General features: G+C 70.0%; 27 protein-coding genes and 3 pseudogenes. 17 read left to right on the plus strand and 13 right to left on the minus strand.

All coding sequences use genetic code 11. The features are described 5' to 3' along the window. Positions 1–14 precede the first annotated feature (14 nt). The 5 genes from ispG (at position 15) to ACFWP7_RS37155 (ending at position 3,644) form a co-directional block, all read left to right on the plus strand. Positions 15–1,178: a flavodoxin-dependent (E)-4-hydroxy-3-methylbut-2-enyl-diphosphate synthase gene (gene ispG, locus ACFWP7_RS37135; protein WP_384391178.1), complete on the plus strand. Its 1,164-nt coding sequence runs from the start codon at positions 15–17 to the stop codon at positions 1,176–1,178. A gap of 86 nt (positions 1,179–1,264) precedes the next feature. Continuing rightward, positions 1,265–1,618, plus strand: a complete 354-nt coding sequence (locus tag ACFWP7_RS37140; RefSeq protein ID WP_384391181.1) for a nuclear transport factor 2 family protein — start codon at positions 1,265–1,267, stop codon at positions 1,616–1,618. Further along, positions 1,615–2,709, plus strand: a complete 1,095-nt coding sequence (locus tag ACFWP7_RS37145; RefSeq protein WP_384391250.1) for a branched-chain amino acid aminotransferase — start codon at positions 1,615–1,617, stop codon at positions 2,707–2,709. Before ACFWP7_RS37140 ends, ACFWP7_RS37145 begins: the two co-directional genes overlap by 4 nt. A 41-nt stretch (positions 2,710–2,750) precedes the next feature. After that, complete coding sequence (locus tag ACFWP7_RS37150; protein WP_384391184.1) at positions 2,751–3,092, plus strand: transposase; 342 nt, start codon at positions 2,751–2,753, stop codon at positions 3,090–3,092. 330 nt (positions 3,093–3,422) lie between these two features. Next, a complete protein-coding gene (locus ACFWP7_RS37155) occupies positions 3,423–3,644 on the plus strand; it encodes an integrase core domain-containing protein (RefSeq protein WP_384391187.1) in 222 nt (73 codons plus the stop codon). Positions 3,645–4,160: 516 nt separating this feature from the next. Here ACFWP7_RS37155 and ACFWP7_RS37160 read toward each other — a convergent pair. From ACFWP7_RS37160 to ACFWP7_RS37200, 9 genes and pseudogenes are all read right to left on the minus strand, one after another. After that, entirely contained in the window at positions 4,161–4,400 is a 240-nt protein-coding gene (locus ACFWP7_RS37160) for a hypothetical protein (RefSeq protein WP_384391190.1), read from the minus strand. 16 nt (positions 4,401–4,416) lie between these two features. Beyond that, positions 4,417–4,548, minus strand: a complete 132-nt coding sequence (locus tag ACFWP7_RS37165) for a hypothetical protein (RefSeq protein ID WP_384391193.1) — start codon at positions 4,546–4,548, stop codon at positions 4,417–4,419. Between the two features lie 151 nt (positions 4,549–4,699). Further along, on the minus strand, positions 4,700–6,448 hold the full coding sequence (locus tag ACFWP7_RS37170) for a complex I subunit 5 family protein (RefSeq protein ID WP_384391253.1): 1,749 nt from the start codon (positions 6,446–6,448) through the stop codon (positions 4,700–4,702). After that, entirely contained in the window at positions 6,448–6,795 is a 348-nt protein-coding gene (locus ACFWP7_RS37175; protein WP_384391195.1) for a sodium:proton antiporter, read from the minus strand. The genes ACFWP7_RS37170 and ACFWP7_RS37175 overlap by 1 nt, the downstream gene beginning before the upstream one ends. Next, positions 6,795–7,532 (minus strand): MnhB domain-containing protein, encoded by a 738-nt coding sequence (locus ACFWP7_RS37180; protein WP_384391198.1) that lies wholly within the window; start codon positions 7,530–7,532, stop codon positions 6,795–6,797. Before ACFWP7_RS37180 ends, ACFWP7_RS37175 begins: the two co-directional genes overlap by 1 nt. Further along, complete coding sequence (locus ACFWP7_RS37185) at positions 7,529–7,789, minus strand: Na(+)/H(+) antiporter subunit B (RefSeq protein WP_384391201.1); 261 nt, start codon at positions 7,787–7,789, stop codon at positions 7,529–7,531. The genes ACFWP7_RS37180 and ACFWP7_RS37185 overlap by 4 nt, the downstream gene beginning before the upstream one ends. After that, complete coding sequence (locus ACFWP7_RS37190; RefSeq protein ID WP_384391204.1) at positions 7,782–8,234, minus strand: MrpF/PhaF family protein; 453 nt, start codon at positions 8,232–8,234, stop codon at positions 7,782–7,784. The genes ACFWP7_RS37185 and ACFWP7_RS37190 overlap by 8 nt, the downstream gene beginning before the upstream one ends. After that, positions 8,231–8,413 carry a hypothetical protein gene (locus ACFWP7_RS37195; protein ID WP_384391207.1) on the minus strand — a complete coding sequence of 61 codons (183 nt, stop codon included), beginning with the start codon at positions 8,411–8,413 and terminating at the stop codon, positions 8,231–8,233. The genes ACFWP7_RS37190 and ACFWP7_RS37195 overlap by 4 nt, the downstream gene beginning before the upstream one ends. A gap of 172 nt (positions 8,414–8,585) precedes the next feature. Further along, positions 8,586–8,717: pseudogene (locus ACFWP7_RS37200) on the minus strand (sigma factor-like helix-turn-helix DNA-binding protein); the annotation flags it as partial. Positions 8,718–9,153: 436 nt separating this feature from the next. Between ACFWP7_RS37200 and ACFWP7_RS37205 the strand changes: the two are divergent. The 7 genes from ACFWP7_RS37205 (at position 9,154) to ACFWP7_RS37235 (ending at position 17,204) form a co-directional block, all read left to right on the plus strand. Continuing rightward, positions 9,154–9,327 carry a hypothetical protein gene (locus ACFWP7_RS37205; RefSeq protein ID WP_384391210.1) on the plus strand — a complete coding sequence of 58 codons (174 nt, stop codon included), beginning with the start codon at positions 9,154–9,156 and terminating at the stop codon, positions 9,325–9,327. Beyond that, positions 9,324–9,536 (plus strand): hypothetical protein, encoded by a 213-nt coding sequence (locus ACFWP7_RS37210; protein WP_384391213.1) that lies wholly within the window; start codon positions 9,324–9,326, stop codon positions 9,534–9,536. The genes ACFWP7_RS37205 and ACFWP7_RS37210 overlap by 4 nt, the downstream gene beginning before the upstream one ends. 250 nt (positions 9,537–9,786) lie before the next feature. Continuing rightward, the gene (locus tag ACFWP7_RS37215) at positions 9,787–10,338 is read left to right on the plus strand and encodes a type 1 glutamine amidotransferase domain-containing protein (protein ID WP_384391215.1); all 552 of its coding nucleotides are present in this window, start codon (positions 9,787–9,789) and stop codon (positions 10,336–10,338) included. 108 nt (positions 10,339–10,446) lie between these two features. Further along, entirely contained in the window at positions 10,447–13,524 is a 3,078-nt protein-coding gene (locus tag ACFWP7_RS37220) for an FAD-binding and (Fe-S)-binding domain-containing protein (RefSeq protein ID WP_384391218.1), read from the plus strand. Beyond that, complete coding sequence (locus ACFWP7_RS37225) at positions 13,521–15,365, plus strand: thiamine pyrophosphate-requiring protein (RefSeq protein WP_384391220.1); 1,845 nt, start codon at positions 13,521–13,523, stop codon at positions 15,363–15,365. The genes ACFWP7_RS37220 and ACFWP7_RS37225 overlap by 4 nt, the downstream gene beginning before the upstream one ends. Next, a complete protein-coding gene (locus tag ACFWP7_RS37230; protein WP_384391223.1) occupies positions 15,365–16,492 on the plus strand; it encodes an enolase C-terminal domain-like protein in 1,128 nt (375 codons plus the stop codon). Before ACFWP7_RS37225 ends, ACFWP7_RS37230 begins: the two co-directional genes overlap by 1 nt. Before the next feature lie 235 nt (positions 16,493–16,727). Continuing rightward, complete coding sequence (locus tag ACFWP7_RS37235; protein ID WP_384391226.1) at positions 16,728–17,204, plus strand: hypothetical protein; 477 nt, start codon at positions 16,728–16,730, stop codon at positions 17,202–17,204. Here ACFWP7_RS37235 and ACFWP7_RS37240 read toward each other — a convergent pair. Both ACFWP7_RS37240 and ACFWP7_RS37245 read right to left on the minus strand, forming a co-directional pair. After that, positions 17,205–17,318: pseudogene (locus ACFWP7_RS37240) on the minus strand (protease); the annotation flags it as partial. It abuts the gene before it with no gap. An 86-nt stretch (positions 17,319–17,404) separates the two neighbouring features. Next, positions 17,405–17,999 (minus strand): annotated as a pseudogene (locus ACFWP7_RS37245) (isochorismatase family cysteine hydrolase). Positions 18,000–18,132: 133 nt separating this feature from the next. Here ACFWP7_RS37245 and ACFWP7_RS37250 point away from each other — a divergent pair. Beyond that, entirely contained in the window at positions 18,133–18,960 is an 828-nt protein-coding gene (locus ACFWP7_RS37250) for a Rieske 2Fe-2S domain-containing protein (RefSeq protein ID WP_384391229.1), read from the plus strand. A 220-nt stretch (positions 18,961–19,180) separates the two neighbouring features. On the opposite strand, the gene ACFWP7_RS37255 is transcribed toward ACFWP7_RS37250, so the two are convergent. Continuing rightward, on the minus strand, positions 19,181–21,202 hold the full coding sequence (locus ACFWP7_RS37255; RefSeq protein ID WP_384391232.1) for a CocE/NonD family hydrolase: 2,022 nt from the start codon (positions 21,200–21,202) through the stop codon (positions 19,181–19,183). Positions 21,203–21,209: 7 nt separating this feature from the next. Then, a complete protein-coding gene (locus tag ACFWP7_RS37260) occupies positions 21,210–22,508 on the minus strand; it encodes an acetyl-CoA carboxylase biotin carboxylase subunit family protein (protein ID WP_384391234.1) in 1,299 nt (432 codons plus the stop codon). Positions 22,509–22,755: 247 nt separating this feature from the next. Between ACFWP7_RS37260 and ACFWP7_RS37265 the strand changes: the two genes are divergently transcribed. Genes ACFWP7_RS37265 through ACFWP7_RS37280 form a run of 4 tightly spaced genes read left to right on the plus strand, consistent with a single transcriptional unit; the run spans position 22,756 to position 25,893 of the window. Beyond that, the gene (locus ACFWP7_RS37265) at positions 22,756–23,760 is read left to right on the plus strand and encodes an acyl-CoA dehydrogenase (RefSeq protein WP_384391237.1); all 1,005 of its coding nucleotides are present in this window, start codon (positions 22,756–22,758) and stop codon (positions 23,758–23,760) included. Beyond that, positions 23,757–24,536, plus strand: coding sequence for a PIG-L deacetylase family protein (locus tag ACFWP7_RS37270; RefSeq protein ID WP_384391240.1), 780 nt, complete (start codon positions 23,757–23,759; stop codon positions 24,534–24,536). Before ACFWP7_RS37265 ends, ACFWP7_RS37270 begins: the two co-directional genes overlap by 4 nt. Further along, positions 24,533–25,147, plus strand: a complete 615-nt coding sequence (locus ACFWP7_RS37275; protein WP_384391243.1) for an SAM-dependent methyltransferase — start codon at positions 24,533–24,535, stop codon at positions 25,145–25,147. The genes ACFWP7_RS37270 and ACFWP7_RS37275 overlap by 4 nt, the downstream gene beginning before the upstream one ends. Further along, positions 25,144–25,893 carry a glycosyltransferase gene (locus ACFWP7_RS37280; protein ID WP_384391245.1) on the plus strand — a complete coding sequence of 250 codons (750 nt, stop codon included), beginning with the start codon at positions 25,144–25,146 and terminating at the stop codon, positions 25,891–25,893. The genes ACFWP7_RS37275 and ACFWP7_RS37280 overlap by 4 nt, the downstream gene beginning before the upstream one ends. The last annotated feature ends 69 nt before the right edge of the window (positions 25,894–25,962 follow it).

The following is a 25,962-nucleotide window of genomic DNA, read 5'->3' on the forward strand; positions in this document are numbered from 1 at the left end:
CCAGGAGAACGACTATGACGGTCTCGCTCGGAATACCGTCCGTACCCGCGCCAGTCCTCGCGCCGCGCCGTCCGACGCGTCAGCTACGGGTCGGCAAGGTGGGGGTGGGCAGCGAATCCCCGATCTCCATCCAGTCCATGACGACGACCCGCACCGCCGACGTCGACGCCACCCTCCAGCAGATCGCCGAACTGACGACGGCCGGCTGCGACATCGTGCGGGTGGCCTGCCCCTCGCAGGACGACGCGGACGCCCTCCCGCTGATCGCCGCCAAGTCACGGATCCCGGTGATCGCCGACATCCACTTCCAGCCGCGCTATGTGTTCGCCGCGATCGAGGCGGGCTGCGCCGCGGTCCGGGTCAATCCCGGCAACATCAAGAAGTTCGACGACCGAGTCAAGGACATCGCCCGTGCCGCCAAGGACCACGGCACGCCCATCCGGATCGGTGTCAACGCTGGCTCGCTGGACGCCCGGCTGCTGGCCAAGCACGGGAAGGCCACCCCGGAGGCCTTGGTGGAGTCGGCCCTCTGGGAGGCGAGCCTCTTCGCCGAGCACGACTTCCACGACATCAAGATCTCCGTGAAGCACAACGACCCGGTCGTCATGGTCCGCGCCTACGAGTTGCTCGCCGAGTCCTGCGACTACCCCCTCCATCTGGGCGTCACCGAGGCCGGCCCGGCTTTCCAGGGCACGGTCAAGTCCGCGGTCGCCTTCGGGGCGCTGCTGCGCCAGGGCATCGGCGACACCGTCCGGGTGTCGCTGTCCGCTCCTCCGCCGGAGGAGATCAAGGTCGCCGACCAGATCCTCCAGTCGCTCAATCTGCGCCCGCGCAAGCTCGACATCGTCTCCTGCCCTTCCTGCGGACGCGCCCAGGTGGACGTCTACAAGCTCGCGGACGAGGTCAGCGCCGGTCTGGAGGGGATGGAGGTCCCGCTGCGCGTCGCCGTGATGGGCTGCGTGGTCAACGGTCCCGGCGAGGCCCGGGAAGCCGACCTCGGCGTGGCCTCCGGAAACGGCAAGGGCCAGATCTTCGTCAAGGGCGAAGTGGTCCGCACCGTAGCGGAATCGAAGATCGTCGAAACGCTGATCGAGGAGGCACTGCGCCTGGCCGAGGCGTATGACCCGGCGGGAGCCGGCCAAGGCGGCCCGCGGGTCGAGGTGCTCGTCGCCGACTGAACCGGCCGGTGGAGCTCGCAGCTGTTCCACGGAACCGCGCACACGGATCCCCGTCCGCTGACGTCATGATCCCAGGGAGGCCGCCGGTGAACACCGCACAGCGCATTCGCCGTTACTACGAGTTGGTGGACGCGGGGGACCTGCCCGCCCTCGTCGAGCTCTTCGATCACGAAGCCGTCTACTGCCGTCCGGGCTACGACCCGTTGGTCGGCAGGGCGGAGCTGGAGCGCTTCTACCGCGAGGAGCGTGTGATCAAGGAAGGGCGGCACACGCTGTCCACCCTCTTGGTGCACGAGGACGACGCGGCCGTGCACGGCACGTTCGAGGGGACCCTGCACGACGGCCGGTCGGTCTCGCTCCGGTTCGCGGACTTCTTCACCTTCTCCGAAACCGGCACGTTCCGCAGCCGGGACACCTTCTTCTACGCCCCGTTGGTCTGACGGATCCGCAGAACCGGCGAAAGGAACGCGCAGTGACGACGAGGCACAGCTTCGGGGAGCGCTTCACCGACCACATGGTGATGCTGGAGTGGACCGCCGACCAGGGCTGGGTGGACCGTCCGCGGCTGCTGCCCTACGGCGACCTGACCTTCAGCCCGGCGATGGCGGGGCTGCACTACGGCCAGGTGGTGTTCGAGGGCCTGAAGGCCCACCGGCGGCAGGACGGAACGCTCGCCACGTTCCGGCCGGACGCGCACGCACGGCGCTTCCGGCAGTCGGCCCGCCGGCTCGCCATGCCGGAACTGCCCGAGGAGCTGTTCCTGGAGGCCGTGGACGCGTTCGTCGGCCGCGACGGCGACCTGCTGCCCGCCGACGACCCGGCCCTGAGCCTGTACCTGCGGCCCGTACTGTTCGCCAGCGAGCCCTGTCTGGCGCTGCGGCCCGCGCGCCAGTACACGTTCCTGCTGATGGGCTTCGTCACCGGAGGCTTCTTCTCCGACCGGCCGGACCCGGTGTCGGTGCTGATCACCCGGGACTTCTCTCGGGCCGCGCCCGGCGGTACCGGTCAGGCCAAGTGCGCGGGGAACTACGCCGGAGCGTTCCTGGCCCAGCAGGCGGCGGCCGAGGCAGGGTGCCACCAGGCGGTGTGGCTCGACCCGGTGGAGCGCCGCTGGATCGAGGAGATGGGCGGTATGAACCTCTTCTTCGTACGCGGAACGGGCCGGGCGGTTGAAGTCGTGACCCCGCCGCTCACCGGAACGCTGCTTCCCGGTGTCACCCGCGACACGCTGCTCACGCTGGGAGCACAGCGCGGGTACACCGTCCGCGAGGAGCGGATCTCCGTCGATCAGTGGCGATCGCAGAGCGAGTCGGGCGTCATCACGGAGACGTTCGCGTGCGGAACGGCGGCGCTCGTGACACCGGTCGGTGAGGTGCGCGACGGCGAGGACCGATGGTTGATCGGGAACGCGAAACCGGGGCAGGTGACGATGGAGTTGCGTGACGCGCTCAGGGATCTGCACGAGGGACGTGCTGCGGACACTCACGGATGGCTGCGGACTTGTGCGGTGTCTGAACCGCTCCGGGTCTGATTGGTATGACCCGGTTCTGATGGAATCGGATTGCTGGACAATTGACGATCCAGCAGTCTTCGGTGGCCGTGATGCCCCGCAGCTATCCGCCCGAGTTCCGCCGCAAGGTTCTCGATCTCGTCGCATCCGGGAGGAGAGTTACCGAGGTCGTCCAGCTCCTCGGCGTCAGCGACCAGACGATCTATGTCTGGCACCGCCAGGACCTCATCGAAACAGGCCAGTTGCCCAGCACGACCAGCAGCGACCCGTCCGAACCGGCTTCGGCCCGCAAACACATTGCCGAGCTGGAGGCCGAGTTGGCCATCCACCGCCGAGCCGCCGAACTGCTGGGGGAGATGACGTCCCCAAAGGCTGTTCGAAGCCATCCGCGTGATGGCTGGTGAACACCTGCCGGTGCAGCTGGCCTGCCGGGTGCTGCATGTCGCCGAGTCCGGGTACTACGCTGGCACAACCGACCGCCGTCGAACCGCCTGGCTGACCGAGGTCATCGTGGGCATCCACACCGCCTCCCGCGGCACCTACGGCTCCCGCCGGGTCGACGCGGAACTCCGTCTGAGCCCTGCGCATCCATGTCAGCCACGGCACTGTGGAGCTGCTGATGCAGCGCGTCGGCCTGCACGGTCTGCCCGGCAACCGGAGCCCCCGCGCCAGGTGCGTGACGCCCTCGGTCGCCCACCTGGTGGAGCGGAACTTCACCCGTCAGGCCTGGGCGGGTGAGGGCCTCCGGCCTGCTGCCCTCGATGGGCTCCCTCGGGGACTGCGTGGACAACGCGATGATGGAGTCCTTCTGGGCCCGTGTCCAGGTCGAACTGCTCAACCGCAGACGGTGGCGGACGCGGCTGGAGCTGTCCACCGCCCTGTTCGAGTACCTGGAAATCTTCCATAACCGACAGCGCAGGCACTCCGCGCTGGACATGCTCAGCCCGGTGGAGTAGGAACTCCGCACCCCGCCAGCCTGAAACCAAGCAACTCGACTCCGCCCAACTCGGGACAGTCCGGAGCCTCCATTCGATCCGGGGCGGTTCAACCTCAACCACCCTGAGTACCGCGGTGTCGGCTTCGAGACCGAGGCAGCAGAGGAGAGCAACAAGGACGCATCCTGACCGGTCCGATGGCCGAGGCCGCCAGCCAACTGCGGTTTTGGCATCCTGCCCCGGACGGGAAAGTGACCTGCCGTGACGTGCCCGGAGACGTGCCGCTTCTCCTGCCGGGGAAGGCCCGGCCAGTACGTGAAGGAGATCATGGTCGAGTCCTGGTCGTGGAAGTCGGTGCCGGTCCAGCCGACCTGGCCGTCCCATCGGGTGAGGAGATCGGGTTGTTCGGTAGCCCCGCGGCTATCAAGTGGGCGGTGTTTCGAGCCGGCCAGGCAGCGGCGACCTGATCGAGCACCTGCTCGGCGAGGACCGTGATCCTGAGGCCGACGAGTAGTTCGTCGCGGCCCACCACGCCTTCTACGCCACGTACTTCGACCGGCTGCCGGCGCTGGACGCGGCTGGCGACCTGCTGCGCGCGCCGGCCGGGCGGTGCTGGACGATGCCGCAGGGTGCCCGAAGCTGCTGCACCGCGTCGCTGATGATGTCCTGGGTCGAACTCGGCGTCAGTTTCTCGATGTTGTCCAGGACCTGCTGTGTCGCCGAACTGTCGGCGATACCGAGCAGCGAGACCAGGAGCAGCCGTGCCGGGAACAGCACAGCACCACGCAGTACGTCAGTGCCCCGCGGCCCGGTCGGCGAGCTCGTCGTCCTGGAACTCCTTGATCGTGCCCCTCGTGTCCTTGGGTACCGCCCACCAGGACAGCTTCGGCAGTTTGCAGGGCCGGTCCGGCGTCCGGCGCTCCACCTGCTCACCCGGTCCCGGTGTGCGCAGTGGCCCGGACGCCGATGGTCCATCGCCTTGGTGATCGGATTTCGATGTCCGGGCGATACCACTGGGGTAACACGACCCGGCTCGGCCATGCGTCGGCAACGCCCCTACCGCTTCCGCGATCCGTTCAGCCGTTGAGGATGCCCGGCAGGGTCAGCGATGCCAGGAGGGTCGTGCCCACCAGCAGCCAGGCCACGTAGTCGCCGATGTGGCCGGACTGCAGGCGTCGTAGCGGAGCCGTCCATGACCGGGCGCCGCGCAGCTTCGGGCGTGTCACGGCGAGCGTGGCAAGGCCGAGGGCCAGCAGCGTCGAGGTGAGGCCGAGGAGTGTCCCGGCGGGGGTCCAGTGCGGCGAGGGGGCGGCCCCGCCGGATACCGCGTGTCCGACCTCGGCGGCGAAGCCGGGTACCGCTCCCACGGCGAGGGACGCGACGAGCAGCACGGCGGGGACCGCGGTCATGGTGTCCGGCACCCGGTTCAGCCGGTGCCGGGTCTCCGGTTCCTCCCCCGTGCCGGTGGTCTCGTCCGAGGAATCGTCGTCGGCCTGGGGGCCGAGTCCGAAGAACACCCGCGCGGCGACCCGGAGCACCGCGCCCGCGGTCACCGCCGACACGGCGACGAACAGCGCGGTCATCGGGCCGCTGAGTGTCTCCTCGATCACGGCTTTCCCGAGCCCGATGCCGAGGGGCGGCAGGCCGGCGAGGCTCAGTGCGCCGACGACGTAGAGCACGGCGACTCCGCGCAGCTTGTGGGCGCGCCCGTGCAGGGTGTGTTCGTCCACCGAGCCGTACCGGTCGAGGAGGACGCCGGTGCAGGCGAAGAGGGCGGCCTTCACGCTTGCGTGGCCCAGGATGTACAGCGCGACCCCGTCGTCGGCCTCGGGGCTGAGGCTACCGATCCCGATGAGGAAGAGCCCCGTGTGGGCGACGGTGGAGTACGCCAGCAGCCGTTTGATGTGCCGCTGGTGCCAGCACATGACCGCGCCGACCACGGCGGTCAGCACACCGAGGACGACGAGGCCACGCTCCAGGTCGGACGCCGGGATGCCACCCGGACCGGAGAAGACGGTCCGGTAGACCCGCCAGACGCCGTAGGCGCCGAGTTCGACCATGACCCCGGACAGCAGCATGCATACGGGTGTGGGCGCGACCGCGTGTGCGTCTGGTAGCCAGAAGTGGAACGGCACGGCCGCGGCCTTCACCAGCAGGCCGGTCAGGACCAGTACAAAGGCGGCGAGGGTGAGGGCGTCGGGACCGCCGTGCCGGTCGAGTCCCTGGCCGATCCTCACCATGGCGAGTTCGCCGGTACGCGCGTACAGCAGGCCGATGCCCATCAACATGGCATACGCGCCAAGGGAGTTGAGGACCCCGAAGGACAACGCGCCCTGTACGGCCTTCGCTTCCTCGACGCGATGACCGGTCAGTGCGTACGCCACCACGCTCATCAACTCGAAGAACACGAAGGCGTCGAACAGGTCCCCCGCGATCGAGAAACCGCACATGCCGCCCTGGAAGAGCAGCATCAGGGCGGGGAAGGAGCCCGCGTGGCGACGGGGTGGTTCGTCGAAGTAGTGCCAGGAGTACGCCAGCGCCGCTACGGTCAGCAGCGAGGCGAGCGTGGCCATGCCCAGCCCCGGTCCGTCCCCGACGAGAACGATCCCGACGCTCTCGCCGCCTTCGGGAGTCCAGCCGCCCACCCATTCGGTCATGGGCGGCGAGGAGTTGAGGAGCAGCAGGATCGCGAGTCCTGCCGTGCCCCCGGCGAAGACACAGCCCACCGTCTCGGCGGCGACGCGGGACAGATGGCGCCCGCCGGCGACGAGGAGAGTGGCTCCGAGTAGAGGGGCGGTGACGAGTACCGGCAGGACGTGGTGCATCAGCCGCACAGCTCCGAGAGTTCGTCGGGGTCGACCGTGCCGTGGAGTTTGGCGATCTGCAGGACGAGGGCGAGCAGCACGGCGGTCACCGTGGCGCCCACGACCACGTCGGTGAGGGCGAGAGCTTGGACCACCGGGTCGACCACAGGGCGGGAGCCGGGCTTCAGGTCGGAGAAGACGGGTGCGGTGCCGCCGTCGCGGTAGCCGACGGCCAGCAGCAGGACATAGGTGGCGGACTGGCAGACCGCCAGGCAGCCCACGGCGTGGATGAGGTTCCGGCTGGTCACCAGCCCGTAGCAGCCGACGAGGAACACCCAGGCGGCGACGAGGTACGGCAGCACCGGCATCAGTTCCCGTCTCCCTTCTCGATTTCCACGGCCTGATCCAGGAAACGGGCGAGCAGTACGACGACCGCGCAGGTGACCTCCATGCCGATGGCCGCGTTCAGCAGCGGGACGGTGCCGCCCGAGGACAGGGTGTTGAAGGTGCCGTACGGGAGGAAGTTGGCGAGGAAGGCGGTGCCGGCGACGAGTCCGGAGAGGCCCAGCACGAGGTAGGCGGAGGCCGCCAGGGCGTCGACGACCTGGTAGGAGCCGACCGGTCGGATGCGCTCCAGGGCGCGGTAGTCGGCGCCCAGGTAGAGCAGGTGCAGGGCGGTCGCCACGACGACGCCGCCCTGGAAGCCGCCGCCCGGGCTGAGCTGGCCGTGCGCGATCACGTACAGGCCGGTGAGGACGGCGACGGGGAGGACGAGGAGCGCGTACCGGCGTACGGGGAGCGCGACCTCCTCGGGTTCGGGCGCGGCGCGGTGTTCGTCGCGGGTCTGGCGCAGCAGGACGACGGTGCCGAGGACGGACGCGAAGAGGATGCTCATCTCGCCGAGGGTGTCGAAGGCGCGCTGGTCGAAGTTGACGGAGGCGATCGTGTTCGCGGTGTGCCGGGCGAGGGAGGCACGTACCACCCGGTCCCCGTACGGGTGTCGGTCCCCGCCGAAGCCCGGCAGATCGAAGCAGGCGGCGACCAGCAGCGCTGCGAGGCCCGTACCGCCGATGGCCATGACGATCAGCCGCACCTGCCGGGTCATCGCTGCGTTTCCTTCCGCCGTTTCGGCCGTCGGACCTTGCGTACGGACAGCATCAGCAGCAGGGGAGTGAGAGCGGAGCCCACGGCCAGCTGGGAGAGTGCCACGTCGGGGGCCTGGAGCACGGTGAACAGAACGGCCAGGACCGTTCCGAGGACGGCCAGGACGAGGGCCTGCCGCGAGGGGTCGCGGGTAGCCACGGCGCCGGTCGCGGACGCGGCGACCAGCAGCAGCGCCACGACGATCAGCGGATCATTCACGTCGGCTCCCCGCGAAGCCGCCGGACAGGGCACGGGACGCGGTGAGGTTCCCGCCGATCAACAGGGCGCCGACGACCAGGAGTTTCACCAGCGCACGGCCCGGGCCCGTGGCTACGCACACGGCGACCACGACGGCGGCACCGAATGCCGCGACCGTGTACGTGAGCCCCCACGCCTGCGGGGGATCCTTCGCCAGATCCTCCGCGAGCAGCCGCGCGAAGACGAGGGTGCCGACGGGGCCCAGCAGGGCCAGGAGCAGGGCGACATCGACGTACGACGGACGGTCGTAGCCCTGGGACAGGAGTAGCAGGGCGGGGCAGGCCAGCGATGTGGACAGGTTCTGGGCCACGACCCGGCGCCGCAGTGGGCCCGTGGCGACGCCCCAGACCGTGGCCCCGACTCCCGCGGCGAGCGCGGCCGTCGCGGCGACGGTCCAGCCGTTCACCACTGGCTCACCGCCCGACGCGCACCCCACGCGGCGAACGCGCCGACCAGCGCGGCGGACGCGCCCACCACGAGCTCCAGTGTGTCCACCGCGCTGATGAAGACCAGCCACAGCAGGGCGAGGACGGCCCACCATGCCAGGATCTCGCCCGCGCCGAAGAGTGCCTTACGCCGGTTCACATGGCACCTCCGCCGAGACCAACTCACCGCATTTGGCTGGTTATTTCCGTTTCGTCATCCAAGCATCGCTACTCCTCCACCGGGTGGCGGCGCGCGATGACCTGGCATCCGAAGTGCCCTGAGAGGGCGAAAGGAAACCGGTCACGAGATGGCGGGTGGCGCGCAGGGGGTCTCAGGTCGCGCTCTGCATCACCTGATCACGCAGTCGGTCGCAGCAGCGGCTGATCGGACGGGCGACGCGCCTCTGCGAGATGCCGGGCTGCTCGGCGGTGCTGCTCTGTGTCATGTCGCCGAAGAACCTGAGGCGGGCCGGTGTCGAGAAGCTGGGGAGAGCCGGTGTCGAGAAGCTGGGGGGAGCTGGCGTCGAGAAGCTGGGGAGAGCCGTGTGCGATCGACGGGGCAGGGATTCGGGGTGAGGGTGCGGGACTCCCTGTCGGGACGGGCTCGGTCGGGGCGACGGCCGGTGCCGGTCGGGCGGTGTCCTGCTCCGGGAGCAGCAGTTCCTCGTATCTGCCCAGTGCCAGCAGCAGGCCGAGCATCAGGGGCGGGATGAGCACGGCGAGCACTGCCATGGCATGTCCTTCTCCGGAAAGGTGCACGGTGGCGGAATACGGGTGTCCTCGGCGTGAGGGGACAAACCTCTGTGTCGGCGTCCCGTCCTCGGGTACGCGATAGCCATGCCTGAAGATCCGGGCCAAGCGCCGCGGGCTGGTGCCGCCGCTGCTGGCGGTGACGGCCTGGTGACCTTGGGTACTCACGTGGACGTGGTGCGGGAGATCGAGATCGCCGCGCCGTCCAGCCTTCGCCCGACTCGCACGTTCGAACGCTCGAACGCCGGGGAGAACCGTGTGACCTCGCTCCACACCTTCACGGGACCGGCCGAACAGATCCTCTACTGGGAGGCGAAGGCATGAGTGGCCAACGCAGCCGGGTCGCAGGGATCGCCGTCCCGCGTTCGGGAACCGACGTCGGCGACGCGACGACCCACTACCTCCTGTACGGGCCCCTTCCCGGCTGGTTCATGCCGGGCCTGGCCGACGGGGTGATGCACCGGCGCACCCGGATCGAGCAGCACATCCACAGCTTTCTCGAATCCCTGCCCTTCGCGCGCTCACCACCCTGATGTGCCCGCACAGCGATCAGGTCGAGTGCCTTCTGAACGGCGGGCGTTCGGACCCGAGTGGCTGGCGGTTCGTGCCGCGCCGACGACCACTGTCGCGCGGACATCTCGCGGTCATCGCCGCCGGGATCGGCGTGTGTGTGCTGCTGCCGTACGGGGAGGAGCTGCTGCGCTGCCGCCGGGCGGCCGGAACAGGTGGAAAACCGGCCCAGGACCAGACCACAGGGCAAACCGCACAAGGAGATCGATCACCATGCGCATCGCATTCCTGATGGCGCCCGAAGGCGTCGAGCAGATCGAACTGACCGAGCCGTGGCAGGCGGCCACCGAACAGGGACACGAGCCGGTCCTCGTGTCGACGGAGCCGGGGCAGATCCAGGCGTTCGACCATCTGGACAAGGCAGACGTGTTTCCCGTGCAGCTGGTGGTGCGCGAGGCGTCGGCCGAGACGTTCGACGGCCTTGTCCTCCCGGGCGGGGTCGCCAATCCCGACCTGCTGCGCACCGACGAGGACGCCGTGTCGTTCGTACGTGCCTTCTTCGACCTGGGCCGTCCGGTCGCCGCGATCTGCCACGCTCCGTGGACGCTGGTCGAGGCGGACGTGGTCTCGGGCCGCACGCTGACCTCGTGGCCGAGTCTGCGCACGGACATCCGCAACGCGGGCGGGACCTGGGTCGACGAACAGGTACGTATCTGCGGCCACGGTCCCAACACGCTGATCACCAGTCGCAGGCCCGACGACCTGAAGGCGTTCTGCGAAGCCTTCCTCATCGAGTTCGCCAAGGCCAGGAAGCCGGCGCGGTGACTCGTGCAACCCATCCGATCCACCGCGACCGCACGTTAGCCCCCACGATCACCGGGAACCCGTCGCACGGCATCCGAGCGGCGTCGGGGCGTCCGTAGAGGGGAGTCGATGGTGGTCGAGGCACATGGATCGGAGACGGTGCTGGACACGCGTGCCCTGGAGAAGGCGCTCCGCGCGCGGGCCGACGCCGAGGTGCGGTTCGACGCGGGCAGCCGGGGCGCCTATGCGACGGACGGCTCGAACTACCGGCAGGTGCCGATCGGGGTGGTGGTCCCGCGCACGATCGAGGCCGGCGCCGACGCGGTGGCGGTGTGCGCCGATTTCGGGGCGCCGGTGCTCTCCCGAGGGGGCGGGACGAGCCTGGGCGGCCAGTGCACCAACACCGCTGTGGTCATCGACTGGACGAAATACTGCAACAAGGTGCTGTCGATCGACGCCGCCCAGCGCACGTGCGTGGTGGAACCGGGCATCGTGCTGGACGAACTCAACCGCCAACTGTCCGACCATGGGCTCCAGTTCGGACCCAAACCGTCCACCCACAGCCACTGCTCCCTCGGCGGCATGATCGGCAACAACTCGTGCGGCGGATCAGCCCAGGCGTACGGCAAGACCGTGGACAACGTCCGGCGCCTGGAGATCCTGACCTACGACGGCACGAGGTGCTGGGTCGGTCCCACCTCCGACGACGAGTACGACGAGATCCTCGCCGACGGCGGCCGGCGGGCCGAGATCCATCAGGGGCTGCGGCAGATCATCGACCGCACCATGGCAGACGTACGGCGCGGGTTCCCCCGTATCCCGCGGAGGGTCTCCGGATACAACCTGGACTCGCTGCTGCCCGAGAACGGATTCGACGTCGCCCGGGCACTCGTGGGCAGCGAGGGCACCCTCGTGACCGTCCTGCGCGCCGAACTGGACGTGGTGCCGCTCCCGCCGCACGAAGCCCTCCTCGTCCTCGGCTACGACGACATCTGCACGGCCGCCGACGACGTGCCACGGCTGCTGAAACACAGCAGCCCGACGCAACTGGAGGCCCTCGACGGGCGGATGGCCCAGTTGATGCGCGAGGAAGGCGCCTATCTCGACTCGCTGCACGAGCTCCCGGAAGGCGAGAGCTGGCTCCTGGTCCAGTTCACCGGGGACAGCCAGGACGAAGTCGACGAGCAGGGACACCAGTTGATCCGGGCGCTCGGACGCGGCGAAGACGATCCGACTGTGGCGTTCTCCGAGGACCCGGCGCGCGAACACCAGATGCTCAAGGCCCGCGAGGCCGGCCTCGGGGTCACCGCACGGCCGCCCGACGGCCGGGAGACCTGGGAAGGTTGGGAGGACTCGGCCGTTGCGCCCGAGGTGCTCGGCGACTATCTGCGCGACCTGAAGAAGCTCTTCGCCGCCTTCGGCTACGAACACCCCTCCCTGTACGGGCACTTCGGACAGGGCTGCGTACACACCCGTATCCCCTTCGAACTCACCACCGCCGAAGGCGTCGCGAACTTCCGGGAGTTCCTCTTCCGGGCCGCGGACCTGGTGGCCTCCTACGGAGGTTCGCTCTCCGGTGAGCACGGCGACGGGCAGGCACGCGGCGAGCTGCTGCCCCGGATGTTCGGGGAGGACGTGGTGGCCGCCTTCGGGCAGGTGAAAGCCCTGTTCGACCCGGACAACCGGATGAATCCCGGCAAGGTCGTGGCCCCCTACCGCGTGGACGAGAACCTGCGCCTGGGACCCCTGTGGCGCCCGCACAGCCACGACACGCACTTCAGTTATCCGGACGACGACCACTCCTTCGACCGGGCGGTGCTGCGCTGCGTCGGCATCGGCAACTGCCGTACGCACGAGGGTGGCGTGATGTGTCCCTCCTACCGGGCGACCGGCGAGGAGGAACACTCCACCCGCGGGCGGGCCCGCCTGCTGTTCGAGATGCTCGACGGGCACGCGGACTCCGCCATCACCGACGGCTGGCGCTCCACCGAGGTCCGCGACGCCCTGGACCTCTGCCTGGCCTGCAAGGGCTGCAAGTCCGACTGCCCCGTCGGCGTGGACATGGCGACCTACAAGGCCGAGTTCCTCTCCCACCACTACGAGGGACGGCTGCGGCCGGCGGCGCACTACTCCATGGGCTGGCTGCCGGTGTGGGCGCGGCTGTCCCGGCCGGTACCACGACTGGTCAACGCCGCGCTCGCCGCTCCAGGCGTCGCCGGCCTGGGCAAGCGCCTCGCCGGCGTGGCCGCGGAGCGCGATGCGCCGGTCTTCGCCGAGGAGTCCTTCATTCAGTGGTGGCAGGCGCGGAGGAGCGCGGAACCCGATCCGGCGGACCCGCGCACCGTCCTGCTGTGGCCGGACACCTTCAGTACCTACTTCCACCCCAACGTCGCCAAGTCCGCGGTCCGGGTCCTGGAGTCCGCCGGATTCAATGTCGCCGTGCCGACCCGGGCCGTGTGCTGCGGTCTCACCTGGATCTCTACCGGCCAACTCGCCACAGCCGAACGGGTGTTGCGCCGTGCGCTCGACGTGCTGCGGCCCTGGCTGGAGGCCGGCACACCCGTCGTGGGCCTCGAACCGTCCTGTACGGCCGTCTTCCGCGCCGACGCACCCGAGTTGATGCCCGACGACCAGGACGTCCAACGACTGGCCGGGCAGTTTCGGACTTTCGCCGAGCAACTCCTCAACCACGCTCCGGAAGGCTGGCGGCCCCCGTCGCTCACCAGGTCGGCGACCGTGCAGACCCACTGCCACCAGCACGCGGTGACGAAGGACGACGCCGACCGCGAACTGATGCGGCGCGCCGGGATCGACGCCCGCGTTCTGGACGCCGGCTGCTGCGGCCTGGCCGGCAACTTCGGCTTCGAACGGGGCCATTACGGCCTGTCCATGGCGGTGGCGGAGCAAGGGGTGCTGCCCGCCGTGCGGGAGACCGCCCCCAGTGCGCTGGTCCTCGCGGACGGTTTCAGCTGCCGCACCCAGATCGAACAGGGCGACGTCGGCCGACGCGCGCTGCACCTGGCCGAGGCCCTGGCACTCGCCACGGACGAACAACACCTGCCCGCCGACCACCCCGAGAAGCTCGCGGACCGGCCCGAGGGTTCCGCCCGTGACGGTCGCCTGCTGGCCGCGGGCGCAGCAGCCGCTCTCCTCGGAGCGGTGGCGGCCGGGGCCTCTCGGCTCCGCAATCGACAATCAGCGCGATGAAAGGAATTCCCGTGTCCATCAAGGTGTCCGACTACGTTCTCCAGCGGCTCCGTGAATGGGACGTCGACCACGTCTTCGCCTACGCCGGCGACGGCATCAACGGCCTCCTCGCCGCCTGGGGGCGATCCGACAACAAGCCGAAGTTCGTCCAGTCGCGGCACGAGGAGATGTCCGCATTCGAGGCCGTCGGATACGCGAAGTTCTCCGGCAAGGTCGGCGTCTGCGCCGCGACTTCGGGCCCCGGGGCGATCCACCTCCTCAACGGTCTCTACGACGCGAAGCTCGACCACGTTCCGGTCGTCGCGATCGTCGGACAGACCAACCGCAGCGCCATGGGCGGCTCCTACCAGCAGGAAGTCGACCTGCTGAGCCTGTACAAGGACGTCGCCTCCGAGTACTGCGAGATGGTGACCGTCCCTGAACAGCTGCCCAACGTCATCGACCGCGCCATGCGCACCGCGTACGCCAAGCGCACGGTGACCGCGGTCATCATCCCCGCCGACGTGCAGGAACTGGACTACTCCGCGCCGACCCACGCCTTCAAGATGGTGCCGTCCAGCCTCGGCCTGACACACTCCGCGCCGGTCCCGGCCGGGGTGGACCTCGCGCGCGCCGCCGAGGTGCTGGATGCGGGCGAGAAGGTCGCGATCCTGATCGGACAGGGCGCGCGCGGTGCACGGGCCGAGGTGGAGGAGATCGCCGACGTGCTCGGCGCCGGGGTGGCCAAGGCCCTGCTGGGCAAGGACGCCCTGTCGGACGATCTGCCGTACGTGACCGGTTCGATCGGCCTGCTCGGCACCCGTCCCTCCTACGAGCTGATGCAGGACTGCGACACCCTGCTCGTCATCGGCTCAAGCTTCCCGTACACGCAGTTTCTGCCGGAGTTCGGCCAGGCCCGCGCCGTGCAGATCGACATCGACCCCTTCATGGTCGGGCTGCGTTACCCCTTCGAGGTCAACCTCGTCGGTGACGCGCAGGAGACGCTCAGGGCCCTGCTGCCGCAGCTGAAGCGGAAGAAGCACGGCAAGTGGCGCAAGAAGATCGAGAAGGACACGGCTCGCTGGTGGGAGGTCATGGAGCGCCGTGCGGCCGTTGACGCGGACCCGGTCAACCCCGAGTACGTCGTACACAGCCTGGACGCTCTCCTGCCGGACGACGTGATCCTGGCCGCCGACTCCGGCTCCGCGGCCAACTGGTATGCACGGCACCTGCGCATGCGCGGAAACATGCGCGGCTCCCTCTCCGGCACGCTCGCCACCATGGGTCCCGGCGTGCCGTACGTCATCGGCGCCAAGTTCGCCCACCCCGACCGGCCGGCTCTCGCGATCGTCGGCGACGGAGCCATGCAGATGAACGGCATGGCCGAACTCATCACCGCCGCGAAGTACTGGCCCGAGTGGCAGGACCCGCGGCTGGTCATCGCCGTCCTGAACAACCAGGACCTCAACCAGGTCACCTGGGAGATGCGCGCCATGTCCGGCGCGCCGCAGTTCCTGCCCTCCCAGGCGCTCCCGGACGTGCCGTACGCCGACTTCGCCCGCTCGATCGGCCTCGGCGGGGTGCGGGTGGAGAAGCCGGGAGAGGTGGAGGACGCGTGGCAGCGGGCGCTCGGCGCCGACCGGCCGTTCGTCATCGACTTCCGGACCGACCCCGCCGTGCCGCCGATCCCGCCGCACGCCAGTCTCGACCAGATCGAGGCCGCGGCCTCCGCCGTCGCCAAGGGCGACAGCGACCGGGTCGGCATGATCCGGCAGGGACTGAAGGCAAAGGTGCAGGAAATGCTCCCCGGGAGCAAGCAGCGCCAGGACAAGCCCGGTACCGAGGAGAGCCGGGAGAACTGATGGCCCCGCGCACCGCACGGGGAAGCGAACCGCTCGTCGACGGGATCGAGACCGCCGTGTACACGGTCCCCACCGACGCACCTGAGGGCGACGGCACGCTGGCCTGGGACTCGACCACCATGATCGTGGTCCAGGTCCGCGGGGGCGGCGCCACAGGACTCGGGTACAACTACGGCGCGGCGGCGACCGCCCATGTCGTCGAGCAGCAACTTGCCGACGTCGTGACCGGCCGGTGCGCCTGGGACGTCCCCGCCGCCAACGAGGCGATGAACAGGGCGGTCCGCAACGTCGGCCGGCCCGGACTGGTCGCCGGCGCCGTCTCGGCCGTCGACATCGCCCTGTGGGACCTGAAGGCCCGCTTGCTCGACCTGCCCCTGACACGGCTGTTCGGCGCGAGCCGCACCCACGTGCCCGTGTACGGAAGCGGCGGCTTCACGACGTACGACGAGCACCAGCTGGATCGTCAACTACGCCGCTGGGCCGAAGAACAGGGCATTCCCCGGGTGAAGATCAAGATCGGGGAGTCCTGGGGCCGGGCCGAGCAGCGAGATCGCGAACGGATCACCCAGGCCCGCCGGAGCATCGGCGACGTGTCGGACCTCTACGTCGACGCCAACGGCGCATACACCCGCAAACAGGCGATCCGGATGGGCCGACACCTCGACGCGCACGGTGTGACGTGGTTCGAGGAGCCCGTTTCCTCGGACGATGTGGCCGGGCTGGCACAGATCCGGGCAGCCGTCGCACCAGAGGTGACCGCCGGAGAGTACGGCTACACCCTCGCCTACTTCGGGCACATGCTCGGCGCCGGAGCGGTGGACTGTCTGCAGGCCGACGCCACCCGCTGCGGCGGAATCACCGTCTGGCTGCGCGCGGCAGCCCTCGCGGAAGCCGCCGGACTGGAACTCTCCGGCCACTGCGCCCCGCACGTTCACGCGCACGCGGCGGCCGCGATCCCCAACCTGCGCCATCTGGAGTGGTTCCACGATCACGTGCGCATCGAGGACCTCTTCTTCGATGGAACCCTCGCCCCGCAGGGCGGCAGCATCCGCCCAGGTGCCGACGGCGAACCCGGCCACGGTTTGACCCTCCGCGCCGAACAGGCGGAGAAGTACCGGACCGGGTAGGCACGGACAGCAACGGAGCCAGGATGAACACGCCGGAAACCGCCGAGCACGACGCCTGCCCGCCGCAGGCGCTGCACGACTACGCCTTCCTCGCGGACGGCGAGCGCGGGGCACTGGCCGGCCCGCGCGGAGAGACCTGCCGGCCGCGCGCACCCCGCCGGCACGGTGACGCGGTCTTTTCCACCCCCTCATCGCCGGAGCCGGCCTCTGCGCCGTCACACCGAGGGGCCGCTTCGTGCCCGGCGGACACGACGAGGAGGGCTCCCTGATCCGGCGCAGCCGCTGGGCCACAGAGGACGGGATCGTGGAGAGCCGGGAAGCACCGGCCTTTCCGGGGGATCGGGGCCGGGCCGTCCTGCTGCGGCGCGGGCGGGCGGCGGAGGGACCGGCCCGGGTCCGCGTGGTCCTCCCCCCACTTGGCGCGTACGGCACGCAGTCCCTGCGCGAGGCACGACGCGACGATTGCGGCGTGTGGACCGCGCGAGTGGGCGACCTGCACCCGCGCTGGACTGGCGGCGGCGACGTCTCGTGCTCCGAGGTCGGCTCCACGGGAGCGCAGTTCACCTTCGACCTTGTGCTGGACGCGGGACAGCGGCACGACCTGGTGCTCGAACTCGGTGAGCGTCAAGTGTCGGCCGCCGGTCTCTGCGCGCCGTCCGACCCATGGTCCCGCACCGAACGCTCGGCTTGCGGCCGCCGGTCAGGGTTGTAGGCCGTGGTCGCAGACCTGTACCTGCTCGTCGACCCGGGTGCCGCCCGCGTTGCGGATGTCGGTGCGCAGGCCCGGCCACGAGGTGAGCACCCGGCCGGAGCGGACGTCTGCCTCGCACGAGGGCGGGTTCACCGCCCGGATCGCACCCGTGCCGGAGCCGACGACCGCCGACGGGTAAGCCCGGGACGAGGCGCCGGTGCTCAGAACCGAACGTCGTCCGCGGTCGAGATACGCGCTCCCATGTTGCGTTCCCTCATCCGCAGGGCGGCCTCGGCCAGGTCCGGATGGATGTGGGCCACTGCGTCGCGGGCCACCGGCACCCTCAGATGGCGGATGTGCGCGTCGAGGGCCGAGTACAGCACACACTGCTCGGTGACCTGCCCGCACAGCACGACGTGTTCGACACCCTGCTGGGCCAGCAGATAGCTGAGCGGAGTCTCGTAGAAGGGCGGAGTGCCGTGCCTTGACGACGAAGAGCGAGGCGTCGTCGGGTGCGAAGGACCGTACGAGGTCGGCGTGCGGTCCCTGCAGGGCGGTCTCCAGGATCTCGCCGTGATGGGACCGCCACTGCCCGAAGTTGTCGTTGACGTAGATGACCGGAATGTCGAGCCGGCGCGCGCGGTCGAGCCCGCGTGAACCGGTCAGGGGCGTACGGCATCGCGGGGGTCCGGGAACGCGGGTGCACGCCGCGCAGGTCCGTGTCGCGCAAGGAGGCCGCGCGGCAGTGCCGAAGTGGCGGTAGGCCGAAGGCGTGCGGGCCGTTGTGGGGAACCCGCCGGCTCCCGTACCCGAGATGTTCGGGTTTGCCGCGCGCGGACCGGGAGAATCGTCAGCCATGACAACTGGCCCGAGCTCCCCGACGCCGACCACCCGCGCGGCCGCTTTCGTACCCCGTCTGTTGCGTTCCTGCCTCGGTGCGCTTGAGCGGGTGGAGAACGCCGAGGCCCTCGACCGTGTCGTGACGCCCCTGCAGAAGGCCGTGCGGGCCCTCCCACTCGCCTCGCTTCGCGATGTGCTCCATGGCCGCCAGCTCGGCCATCCGCTCCATCCGGCACTGGTGCAGGTGCCGATGGGCGCCTGGCTGTCGTCTGCCGTCCTGGATTTCGTGCCCGGCGCGGGCCGGCCGGCTCGTGTCCTTGTCGGCCTGGGCACGCTGACGGCGCTTCCCGCCGCGTTGGCCGGCTGGACGGATTGGGCAGAGCAGCATGAACAGCAGCTGCGCACCGGCCTTGTGCACGCCGCTGCCAACGCCGGAGCCGTTTCGCTGTTCGGCGCGTCGTTCGCCGTGCGCGGGCGACGCCCGATGGCCGGCCGGGTGCTTGGGCTCGGCGGTTTGGCCTGTGCGGGCGTCGGCGGGTTCGTCGGTGGCCATCTCGCCTACCGGCAAGCCGCGGGAGCCAACAAGACGGAGCCCGTTCCTCACTTGGTGGAGCCCGGCTGGCACCGGCTGGGTCCGGTGAGCGACCTGAAGCCCGGAAAGCCCGAGCGGCACCTGCTCGGGGAAGTGCCCCTGCTGTTGGTTCGCGATGAGGACGGTACGGTCAACGTGCTCGCCGACCGGTGCAGCCACCTGTCGGGACCGCTGTCCGAGGGCGACATCGCCGACGGCTGTGTGTCGTGCCCCTGGCACGGCAGTGTGTTCCGGCTGTCCGACGGCACCGTGGTGCGCGGTCCCGCGATCGCGCCGCAGCCATGCTTCGAAACCAGGACCGACGCGGACGGCATCCTCGCCGTCCGGCTGCCGGGCGCGGGCTGAGACGGCGTCCCCGGCGGGAGGCCGCCGTCCCTCGGCCGAGAGAGCTCCGCGGGCAGCCTGCCGTCCCTCGGCCGAGGCGGCTCCGCGGGCGGCCCGCCGTCGAAGCCCCCGCGTCGTCGGCTCACCCGCTGGCGATGTCGGCCGCGTTGCCCGATCAGGCTCGGTGGCGCTGTTCCCTTGAGCGAGCTGCGTCGTGTCCGAGCGGCTGCGCATGCACGGTCTACAGCGCGTCCCTGGGGATCGACTCGTTCCAGGTGCGGGAGGCGACGCGTTGACCGCCCTCGTAGGCGTCCAGGGTGGCGTTGACGTGGAATTCCTCGGCGTCGCAGGTCAACGTCGTGCTCGTACGGACCTGTACGTCCCAGTCCTTGCGCCGAAAACCCATGGTCCACGTCACCTCACCGGCCGGTGAGGTGAAGTCGTCGGCGACCGAGGTGTACCGCTCGTGGGCGCGGCAGCCGACGTCCAGGTCCATCGCGTCGAAGTGGACCGTGCCGCGGTCCTTGACGATGTTCAACGCCGCGCCGTAGTCGATCAGGTCGCGGGTGACCTCCCAGCGCTGCTCGGGCGGCGTCATTTGTGTCGTGGTGATGGGGGCTGTGCCCTCGGGAGCCTCGAAGGGGGCCGAGGTGTCCGGCTCGGCCGCAGGGCGGACCGGCAGGAGGAGGCGGCACGGCTGTTCGTGCACGGTCAGGAGCGTGGGCCGCGGAGGTGGCCAGGCCAACGGCCAATACGACGTGGACAGGGAAAGCCTTATGCGGTGGCCCGGCGGGAAGGCCTGCGCCACGCCGTTCAGGTGGAGCGTGGCCCGGTGGCGACGGCCCGGTTCCAAGGGGGCGGGCTCGTCCGTGCTGTCCCGGCGGGTGAGGTTGAGGACGCCGTACGTGACCCGGGTGGCGCTGCCGTCCGGGGCCACGTCCGACAGACGGGCAGCCACCATGGCCACGGGCTGGTCAGCGCTCACCTCCAGTTCCACGCGCGGGGCCCCGAGGATCTCCAGCCGGTCCGTCAGCGGCTCGGTCTCGTAGACCAGGGAGCCGCCGTCCTCCTCACGCTGGTCATAGGGCAGGTCCGGCGGGGCGTTGTAGGAGGCCCACTTTCCGGCGAACTGGCCCACGGACAGCGGCGACCGTACCGTCTGGCTCCCCGCGTCGTAGGAGGCCCCGTTCTCGGCGGTGAGGTGGCGGGAGCGCAGCGCGTACGCGGTGTCGTGAACGTGCCGCGAGGGCCACGTGAGCTCGCCGACCCAGCGGCCGGGGCGATCCTCGTACGAGGTGGAGGGCGGCACGCTCTCCTGCATCCAGGCCCGGAGCATCGGACCCTCCATCGCCCCGTTGTCCGCGCCCTTCAGCCAGTGGTCCCACCAGCGCACCACCTCTTGGAGATAGCCGATGGCGGGTCCGGGCTCGCCCAGGTGCGGGTACTTGTGGGACCAGGGGCCGATCAGCCCCTTGCGCGGCACGTCCAGGTGGGCGAGCAGGCGGGTCACCGCGTTGGAGTAGCCGTCGGCCCAGCCGCTGGAGGCAAGGACGGGGCAACGCAGGGCGGTGTAGTCCTCGCACACCGACGCGCGCCGCCAGTAGCTGTCGCGGCGCTGGTGGCGCAGCCAGTTCAGGACCCACGGTTCGACGGCGTCCAGACGCTCGTGCCACATCTCGCGCCAGCGGTCGCCGACGGCGGACGGGTCCGGCGGGCACGTGGCGTAGGCGAACATGGTGCCCGCTTCGGCGAGGTTGTCGGACAGCATCGCGCCACCCATGTAGTGCATGTCGTCGGCGTAGCGGTCGTCGGTGAACGAGGAGATGACGATGGCCCGCAGACTCGCGGGGTGCCGAGCGGCCACCTGCAGCGCCGCGAACGCGCCCCAGGAAATGCCCATCATCCCGGTCGTGCCGTCGCACCAGGGCTGCGCGGCCAGCCAGTCGAGTACCGCCTCGGCGTCGCTCTGCTCGATTTCCAGATACTCGTCGGTGAGTACGCCCTCGGAGTCACCGGTACCGCGCAGGTCGACGCGGACACACGCGTAGCCGTGCCCGGCGATGTAGGGGTGGTGGATGGAGTCGCGGACCGAACTCAGATCGCCCTTGCGGTAGGGGATGTATTCCAGGATCGCCGGGACGGGGGAGTCGTCGCAGGACACCGGGCGCCAGATGCGTGCCGAGAGGTGGACGCCGTCCGGCATCGGGATCCTGACGTGGTCCTCCTGCTTGATGGTGTGGGGGAGGTTCTCGATGTATCGCATGCGTCTCTCAGGCCGTACGGTCGGTCGTGTGGTCGAAGGCGAGTCGTAGTGCGGCGACGCAGCGGTCGTACTTCTCGCGCAGTTCCTGCTCGTCGGCACCGCCGGTGAAGATGTGCGCCACCTCGTAGCTGTAACTGTCCTGCTGGTCGATGTCCGACAGGCGTTGTCCCTCGTCGGGCACGACATCGATCCGGACGCCGGGTATCTCCTTCTCGATGCGGGCCAGTTCCTCGGGCGGCGGCACCTCGCGCACGACCCCGTCGGTGAACCAGCGGTAGTACCACTTGGCGGCCAGGGCGTACGGGCCCTGCCGGAACGGCATGGCCGGATCCTGGCCCAGGGCGAGGGCGAGCATGCAGTGGTGGTTGGGCACGCCGTCGACGTAGGCGAAGAGTTCCGCGTGCGCCTGGGAGTGGCGGGGGTTGATCTCCAGGATCGCGATCGCGTCGGTGGCCGGATCGTAGAAGAACTCGATGCTGAAGGTCGCCTGCCGCCAGCCGATGCGTCGCATGACCCGGCTCGACACCTCGCGCAGGCGCTGCTGCACCGGATCCGGCAGGGCCGAGGGGTACTGGTGGCGCAGGAAGCTGGTGGAATCCGGGTAGTTGATCGAGTCGAGGACGCCGTACACGGTGATCTCGCCGTCGTGCTCGTACCCTTCGACCGCGACCTGGACACCGTTGAGCGTCTCTTCGGCGAGGCAGACCTGGCCGCCGACCCCGGCCATCTCCTGCGGCAGGTCGAGCTGGTTCAGGATGAACTCGAAGGGGCGGCCGACGCGCTGGATGCCTTGGCCGATGTGCTCCACGGCCGTGTGGAACTCCTCCATGTCCCCCACCCCGTAGGCGAGTTCGGAGGAGTACGACAGCGCGGGCTTGAGCCACATCGGGAAGCGCACACCCTCCGGCGGCCGCGGGTCGGCCGCGTCGAGATCCACCCGGCCGAAGCGTGGATGCTCCGTGGCGACCTCCTGCTGCACGAGACGGCTCCAGTACTTGTGTTCGCACTTGACCACCGACTCCAGACTGGTGGCACGCGTCCCGTATTCCTTTCCGAGCAGCGCGACGAGCGTGCTCACCGGGAAGTCCCAGTAGCCGACGATCGCGTCGATCGGTCCGTCGAAGCCGTCCAGTACGCGCCGGGCCCGGTCGATCAGGTCCGGTACGGCCACCTCGCCGTGCTGGAGTTGCTGGATGGTCAGGAGGCGATGGAAACGCAGCTCTTCGGCGCGGGGGACAGCCTGCAGGGTCCGCAGATTGGCCTCGTCGAGACCGACGACGAAAACGTTGCGGGGGCGCGGGCTCACGGGCGGCTCCTGGGTTCGGTGTGTGGAGCCGGGCGTGTACCCACAAGACGATGAGGCACACGACGAGTGACGCAACGGCGTCACCTGTGCGTGCGGGACGCAGAGCGTGGTGACAGCAGCCCTGGGGACGAAGATGCGCGCAGAGACTGCCCGGGTGACGCTGGATACCGCGTGCGCAGAGTTTGCGGTGGCCGTCATGGGACACACGGGCGCGTGTTTGGATCTGTCGCAGCCGAAGGAGCCAGAGGTGATCACGTCTACCGATGTCGCCGATTCAGGCGTCTCGTCCGACGGTGCAGGGAGAACGTCCGAGCTGTTCGCCGGATTCGTCGAACGGGAGGCCCCCGCCGTACCTCTGCCGGGCCGGTCGACGAGCCGCAGATTCGCCGTTCTCGCAGCTCTGGGACGCCGCGACCTGTCGCTCGCGCGTCTGGCCGAGGGACATCTGGACGCCGTTGCGATCCTCCACGAAGTCGACGGCTCCCCGCCTGAGCGGGGCGCGCGCTGGGGAGTGTGGGCGGCACGGCCGCCGAGCCCTGTCGTGAACGCAACGCGCACCGGGGAAGGATGGAGGCTGAGCGGCGTCAAGCCGTACTGCTCCGGAGCCCGCAGTTGTACCCACGCTCTCGTGACCGCGGAGGCGGACGACGGGTATCGCCTCTTCGCTGTGGCACTGGACCACCCCGGCGTGGCGCCGGTGCCCGGGACATGGCCGGCGGTCGGCATGGCCGACAGCGACAGCCTGGACGTGTCCTTCACCGATGTGCCCGCCCGCGCCGTGGGCGAGCCCGGGGCCTATGTGGAGCGGCCCGGTTTTCTGCACGGCGGGGTGGGGGTGGCGGCATGCTGGCTCGGCGGCGCCCACGCGGTCGCCGCACCGCTGTACGAGCGCTCCGACGCGGGGCGCCTGAACGACCATGCGGCCGCCCACCTGGGTGCGGTGGACGTGCTGCTCAGCACCGCGGACACGGTGGTGCGCCAGGCTGCCGAGGACATCGACGCCGATCCCCTCGACAAGCACACGCAGGCCCGGGTGCGTGGTCTGCGGGTCAGGGCATTGGTCGAGAAGGTGTGTACCGAGGTCCTCGGCCACACCGGGCGGGCCATGGGTGCCGGCCCACTCTGCCATGACGAACGACATGCTCGCGCGGTGGCGGATCTGACCGTCTACATCCGGCAGCACCATGCCGAGGGCAACCTCGCGGAGCTGGGGCACGCGATCCGTAAGGGTGCCCAGGAGACCGCGCGATGAGGTCGTCGCGCGGTTCCCTCTCCGCGGAGGAGCGGGACGCCGCCGCTGCGGAGATCGACGCACCGGGCACCGCGGAGGAACGCTGGCTCGCAGCACGGCTGCCCGAACGCCTTCCTCATCTGGATCTTCCCGTGGGACCCGTCGTGGTCGTGGCGGCCCATCCCGACGATGAGGTCCTGGGCTTCGGAGGCACCATGGCAGCCCTCGTGAGCACAGGTGCCGCTGTGCATACGGTCTGCCTGACCGATGGGGAGGCCTCGCACGGCGACAACGACGCGTCGGCGCGCGACGCGTTGGCCGCTCTGCGCCGCTGCGAACTCGCCGCGGCGCTGAGCGAACTCGGTTCGCTCCGCGCACCCCTGCACACCGGCCTGCCGGACACGGCGCTGGACCAGCACGAGGACGCAGCGGCCACAGCGATCGCCGACCTCCTGTCCGAGGTGGAGGCGAACGTGTGCTTGGCGCCGTGGGACGGCGACCTGCACAGCGACCACGAGGCCGCCGGACGCGCGGCTCGCCGCGCCTGCCGAACGACGAACACCGCGCTGTGGTCCTTCCCGGTGTGGATGTGGCACTGGGCGCGCCCTCAAGACCCTCGGGTGCCCTGGCGGCGGGTCGGCGTCCTGCCGCTCTCCCCAGCGGCACTGGAACGCAAGAAGGCGGCTCTGGCGCGATTCGCCAGCCAGCTCGAAGCGCGCGGCCCCGGAATCGCGCCCGTCCTGCCGCCAGGGGAGATGGCCCACCACACCCGCACATTCGAAACGGTGATCCGTTGAACACACCCGCCACCTACTTCGAGGGCCAGTACGCCGACGCCGCCGACCCCTGGCACCTGGCGGATCGCTGGTACGACCGCCGGAAGTACGACCTGACCGTCGCCGCTCTGCCTCGTCCGCGCTATCAGCAGGCCTTCGAACCGGGCTGCTCGGTGGGCGTGCTGACCAACCTGCTGGCCACACGCTGCGACCAGTTGCTCTCCACCGACCGCATCGCCTCGGCCGTGGCGACGACCGCCCGGCGCACGCGCGGGATGGACCATGTCACAGTCCGGCAGATGGCCGTTCCCGAGCAGTGGCCCGAGGAGCGGTTCGAGCTCGTTGTCCTCTCGGAACTGCTCTACTACTTCGACGAAAGCACGCGTACGCGGCTGCTGCGCCGGAGCATCGAGACCTTGAGTGCGGGTGGCCATCTGGTCACGGTGCACTGGAACCATCCCGTTGCCGAACACACCTGCACGGGCCGGGACATCGCGGACCACCTCGACGCCCTGGCGGACCTGAACCGACTGGCCCGCTACGACGACCCCGACTTCACTCTCACCGTCCACGAGCACAGTCGGGAAGGCGGCCCTGTTCTCTCCCCGGCCCGGGCGGAGGGCCTGGCGTGATTCCCGCGGCAGTCGCCGTCGTCGTGCCCGCGCACAACGAAGAGCACCGTATCGGCGCCTGTCTGCGTAGCGTGCGGCGCGCGGCGGCACAAGCAGCGCCACTCCCCGTCGTGACGGTGGTGGCAGCGGACGCCTGCACGGACGCCACAGCGGTCATCGCCGCGCGTGCCGGAGCCCATGTGGTGCAGATCGAAAGCCGCAGCGTCGGAGCCGCGCGCGCCGCCGCAACCGCCTACGCACTGCACCTTCTTGCGGACAGCGGCCCGCGTGTCTGGCTGGCGATGACGGACGCCGACACGACCGTGCCCGACACCTGGCTCACCGACCAGATCAGTTGGGCGCGGCAAGGGTACGACGTTGTGCTGGGCATCATCCTGCTGGCCAGGGCATCGCGACGACTGGCCGCCCTGCATGACGCCGACTACTTCCGAACCCGGCCCGCCGAGGCGGGGGAGCCGTGGGACCACCCGCACGTCCACGGGGCGAACCTGGGGCTCTCGGCCGCCGCCTACCTGCGGGCGGGCGGTTTCGCCGCGCTACCCACTGGTGAGGACCGTGACCTCGTAGCCCGGCTGACTTCGCAGGGCCATCGCATCGCCCGTACCGATCGGCACCCCGTCCGTACCGCGGCGCGACTGCGCGGACGGGCACCCGGTGGCCTCGCGGACCTGCTCGCCGCCCTCCGTTCCTCCGCACGGAACAGGCCCGCCGCGACGCCTGGTTCCGCGCCGGCTCAGCTTCCCTAGGTCCTGTCCTCACCTTCCCGTCGTCGCCCGGATGGCGTCGCGAGGCAGACGGGAATGTGACGACAGGAC

This window comes from Streptomyces sp. NPDC058470 (genome assembly GCF_042721055.1).
Classification (GTDB): Bacteria; Actinomycetota; Actinomycetes; order Streptomycetales; family Streptomycetaceae; genus Streptomyces.

What these genes read in the sequence shown, in the direction of transcription:
- ACFWP7_RS37225 (WP_384391220.1), top strand. Translation starts at nt 13,521, where the DNA reads ATGAAAGGAATTCCCGTGTCCATCAAGGTGTCCGACTACGTTCTCCAG.
- ACFWP7_RS37220 (WP_384391218.1), top strand. Translation starts at nt 10,447, where the DNA reads ATGGTGGTCGAGGCACATGGATCGGAGACGGTGCTGGACACGCGTGCC.
- ACFWP7_RS37180 (WP_384391198.1), bottom strand. Translation starts at nt 7,532, where the DNA reads ATGACCCGGCAGGTGCGGCTGATCGTCATGGCCATCGGCGGTACGGGC.
- ACFWP7_RS37215 (WP_384391215.1), top strand. Translation starts at nt 9,787, where the DNA reads ATGCGCATCGCATTCCTGATGGCGCCCGAAGGCGTCGAGCAGATCGAA.
- ACFWP7_RS37210 (WP_384391213.1), top strand. Translation starts at nt 9,324, where the DNA reads ATGAGTGGCCAACGCAGCCGGGTCGCAGGGATCGCCGTCCCGCGTTCG.
- ispG (WP_384391178.1), top strand. Translation starts at nt 15, where the DNA reads ATGACGGTCTCGCTCGGAATACCGTCCGTACCCGCGCCAGTCCTCGCG.
- ACFWP7_RS37170 (WP_384391253.1), bottom strand. Translation starts at nt 6,448, where the DNA reads ATGCACCACGTCCTGCCGGTACTCGTCACCGCCCCTCTACTCGGAGCC.
- ACFWP7_RS37255 (WP_384391232.1), bottom strand. Translation starts at nt 21,202, where the DNA reads ATGCGATACATCGAGAACCTCCCCCACACCATCAAGCAGGAGGACCAC.
- ACFWP7_RS37270 (WP_384391240.1), top strand. Translation starts at nt 23,757, where the DNA reads ATGAGGTCGTCGCGCGGTTCCCTCTCCGCGGAGGAGCGGGACGCCGCC.
- ACFWP7_RS37230 (WP_384391223.1), top strand. Translation starts at nt 15,365, where the DNA reads ATGGCCCCGCGCACCGCACGGGGAAGCGAACCGCTCGTCGACGGGATC.
- ACFWP7_RS37175 (WP_384391195.1), bottom strand. Translation starts at nt 6,795, where the DNA reads ATGCCGGTGCTGCCGTACCTCGTCGCCGCCTGGGTGTTCCTCGTCGGC.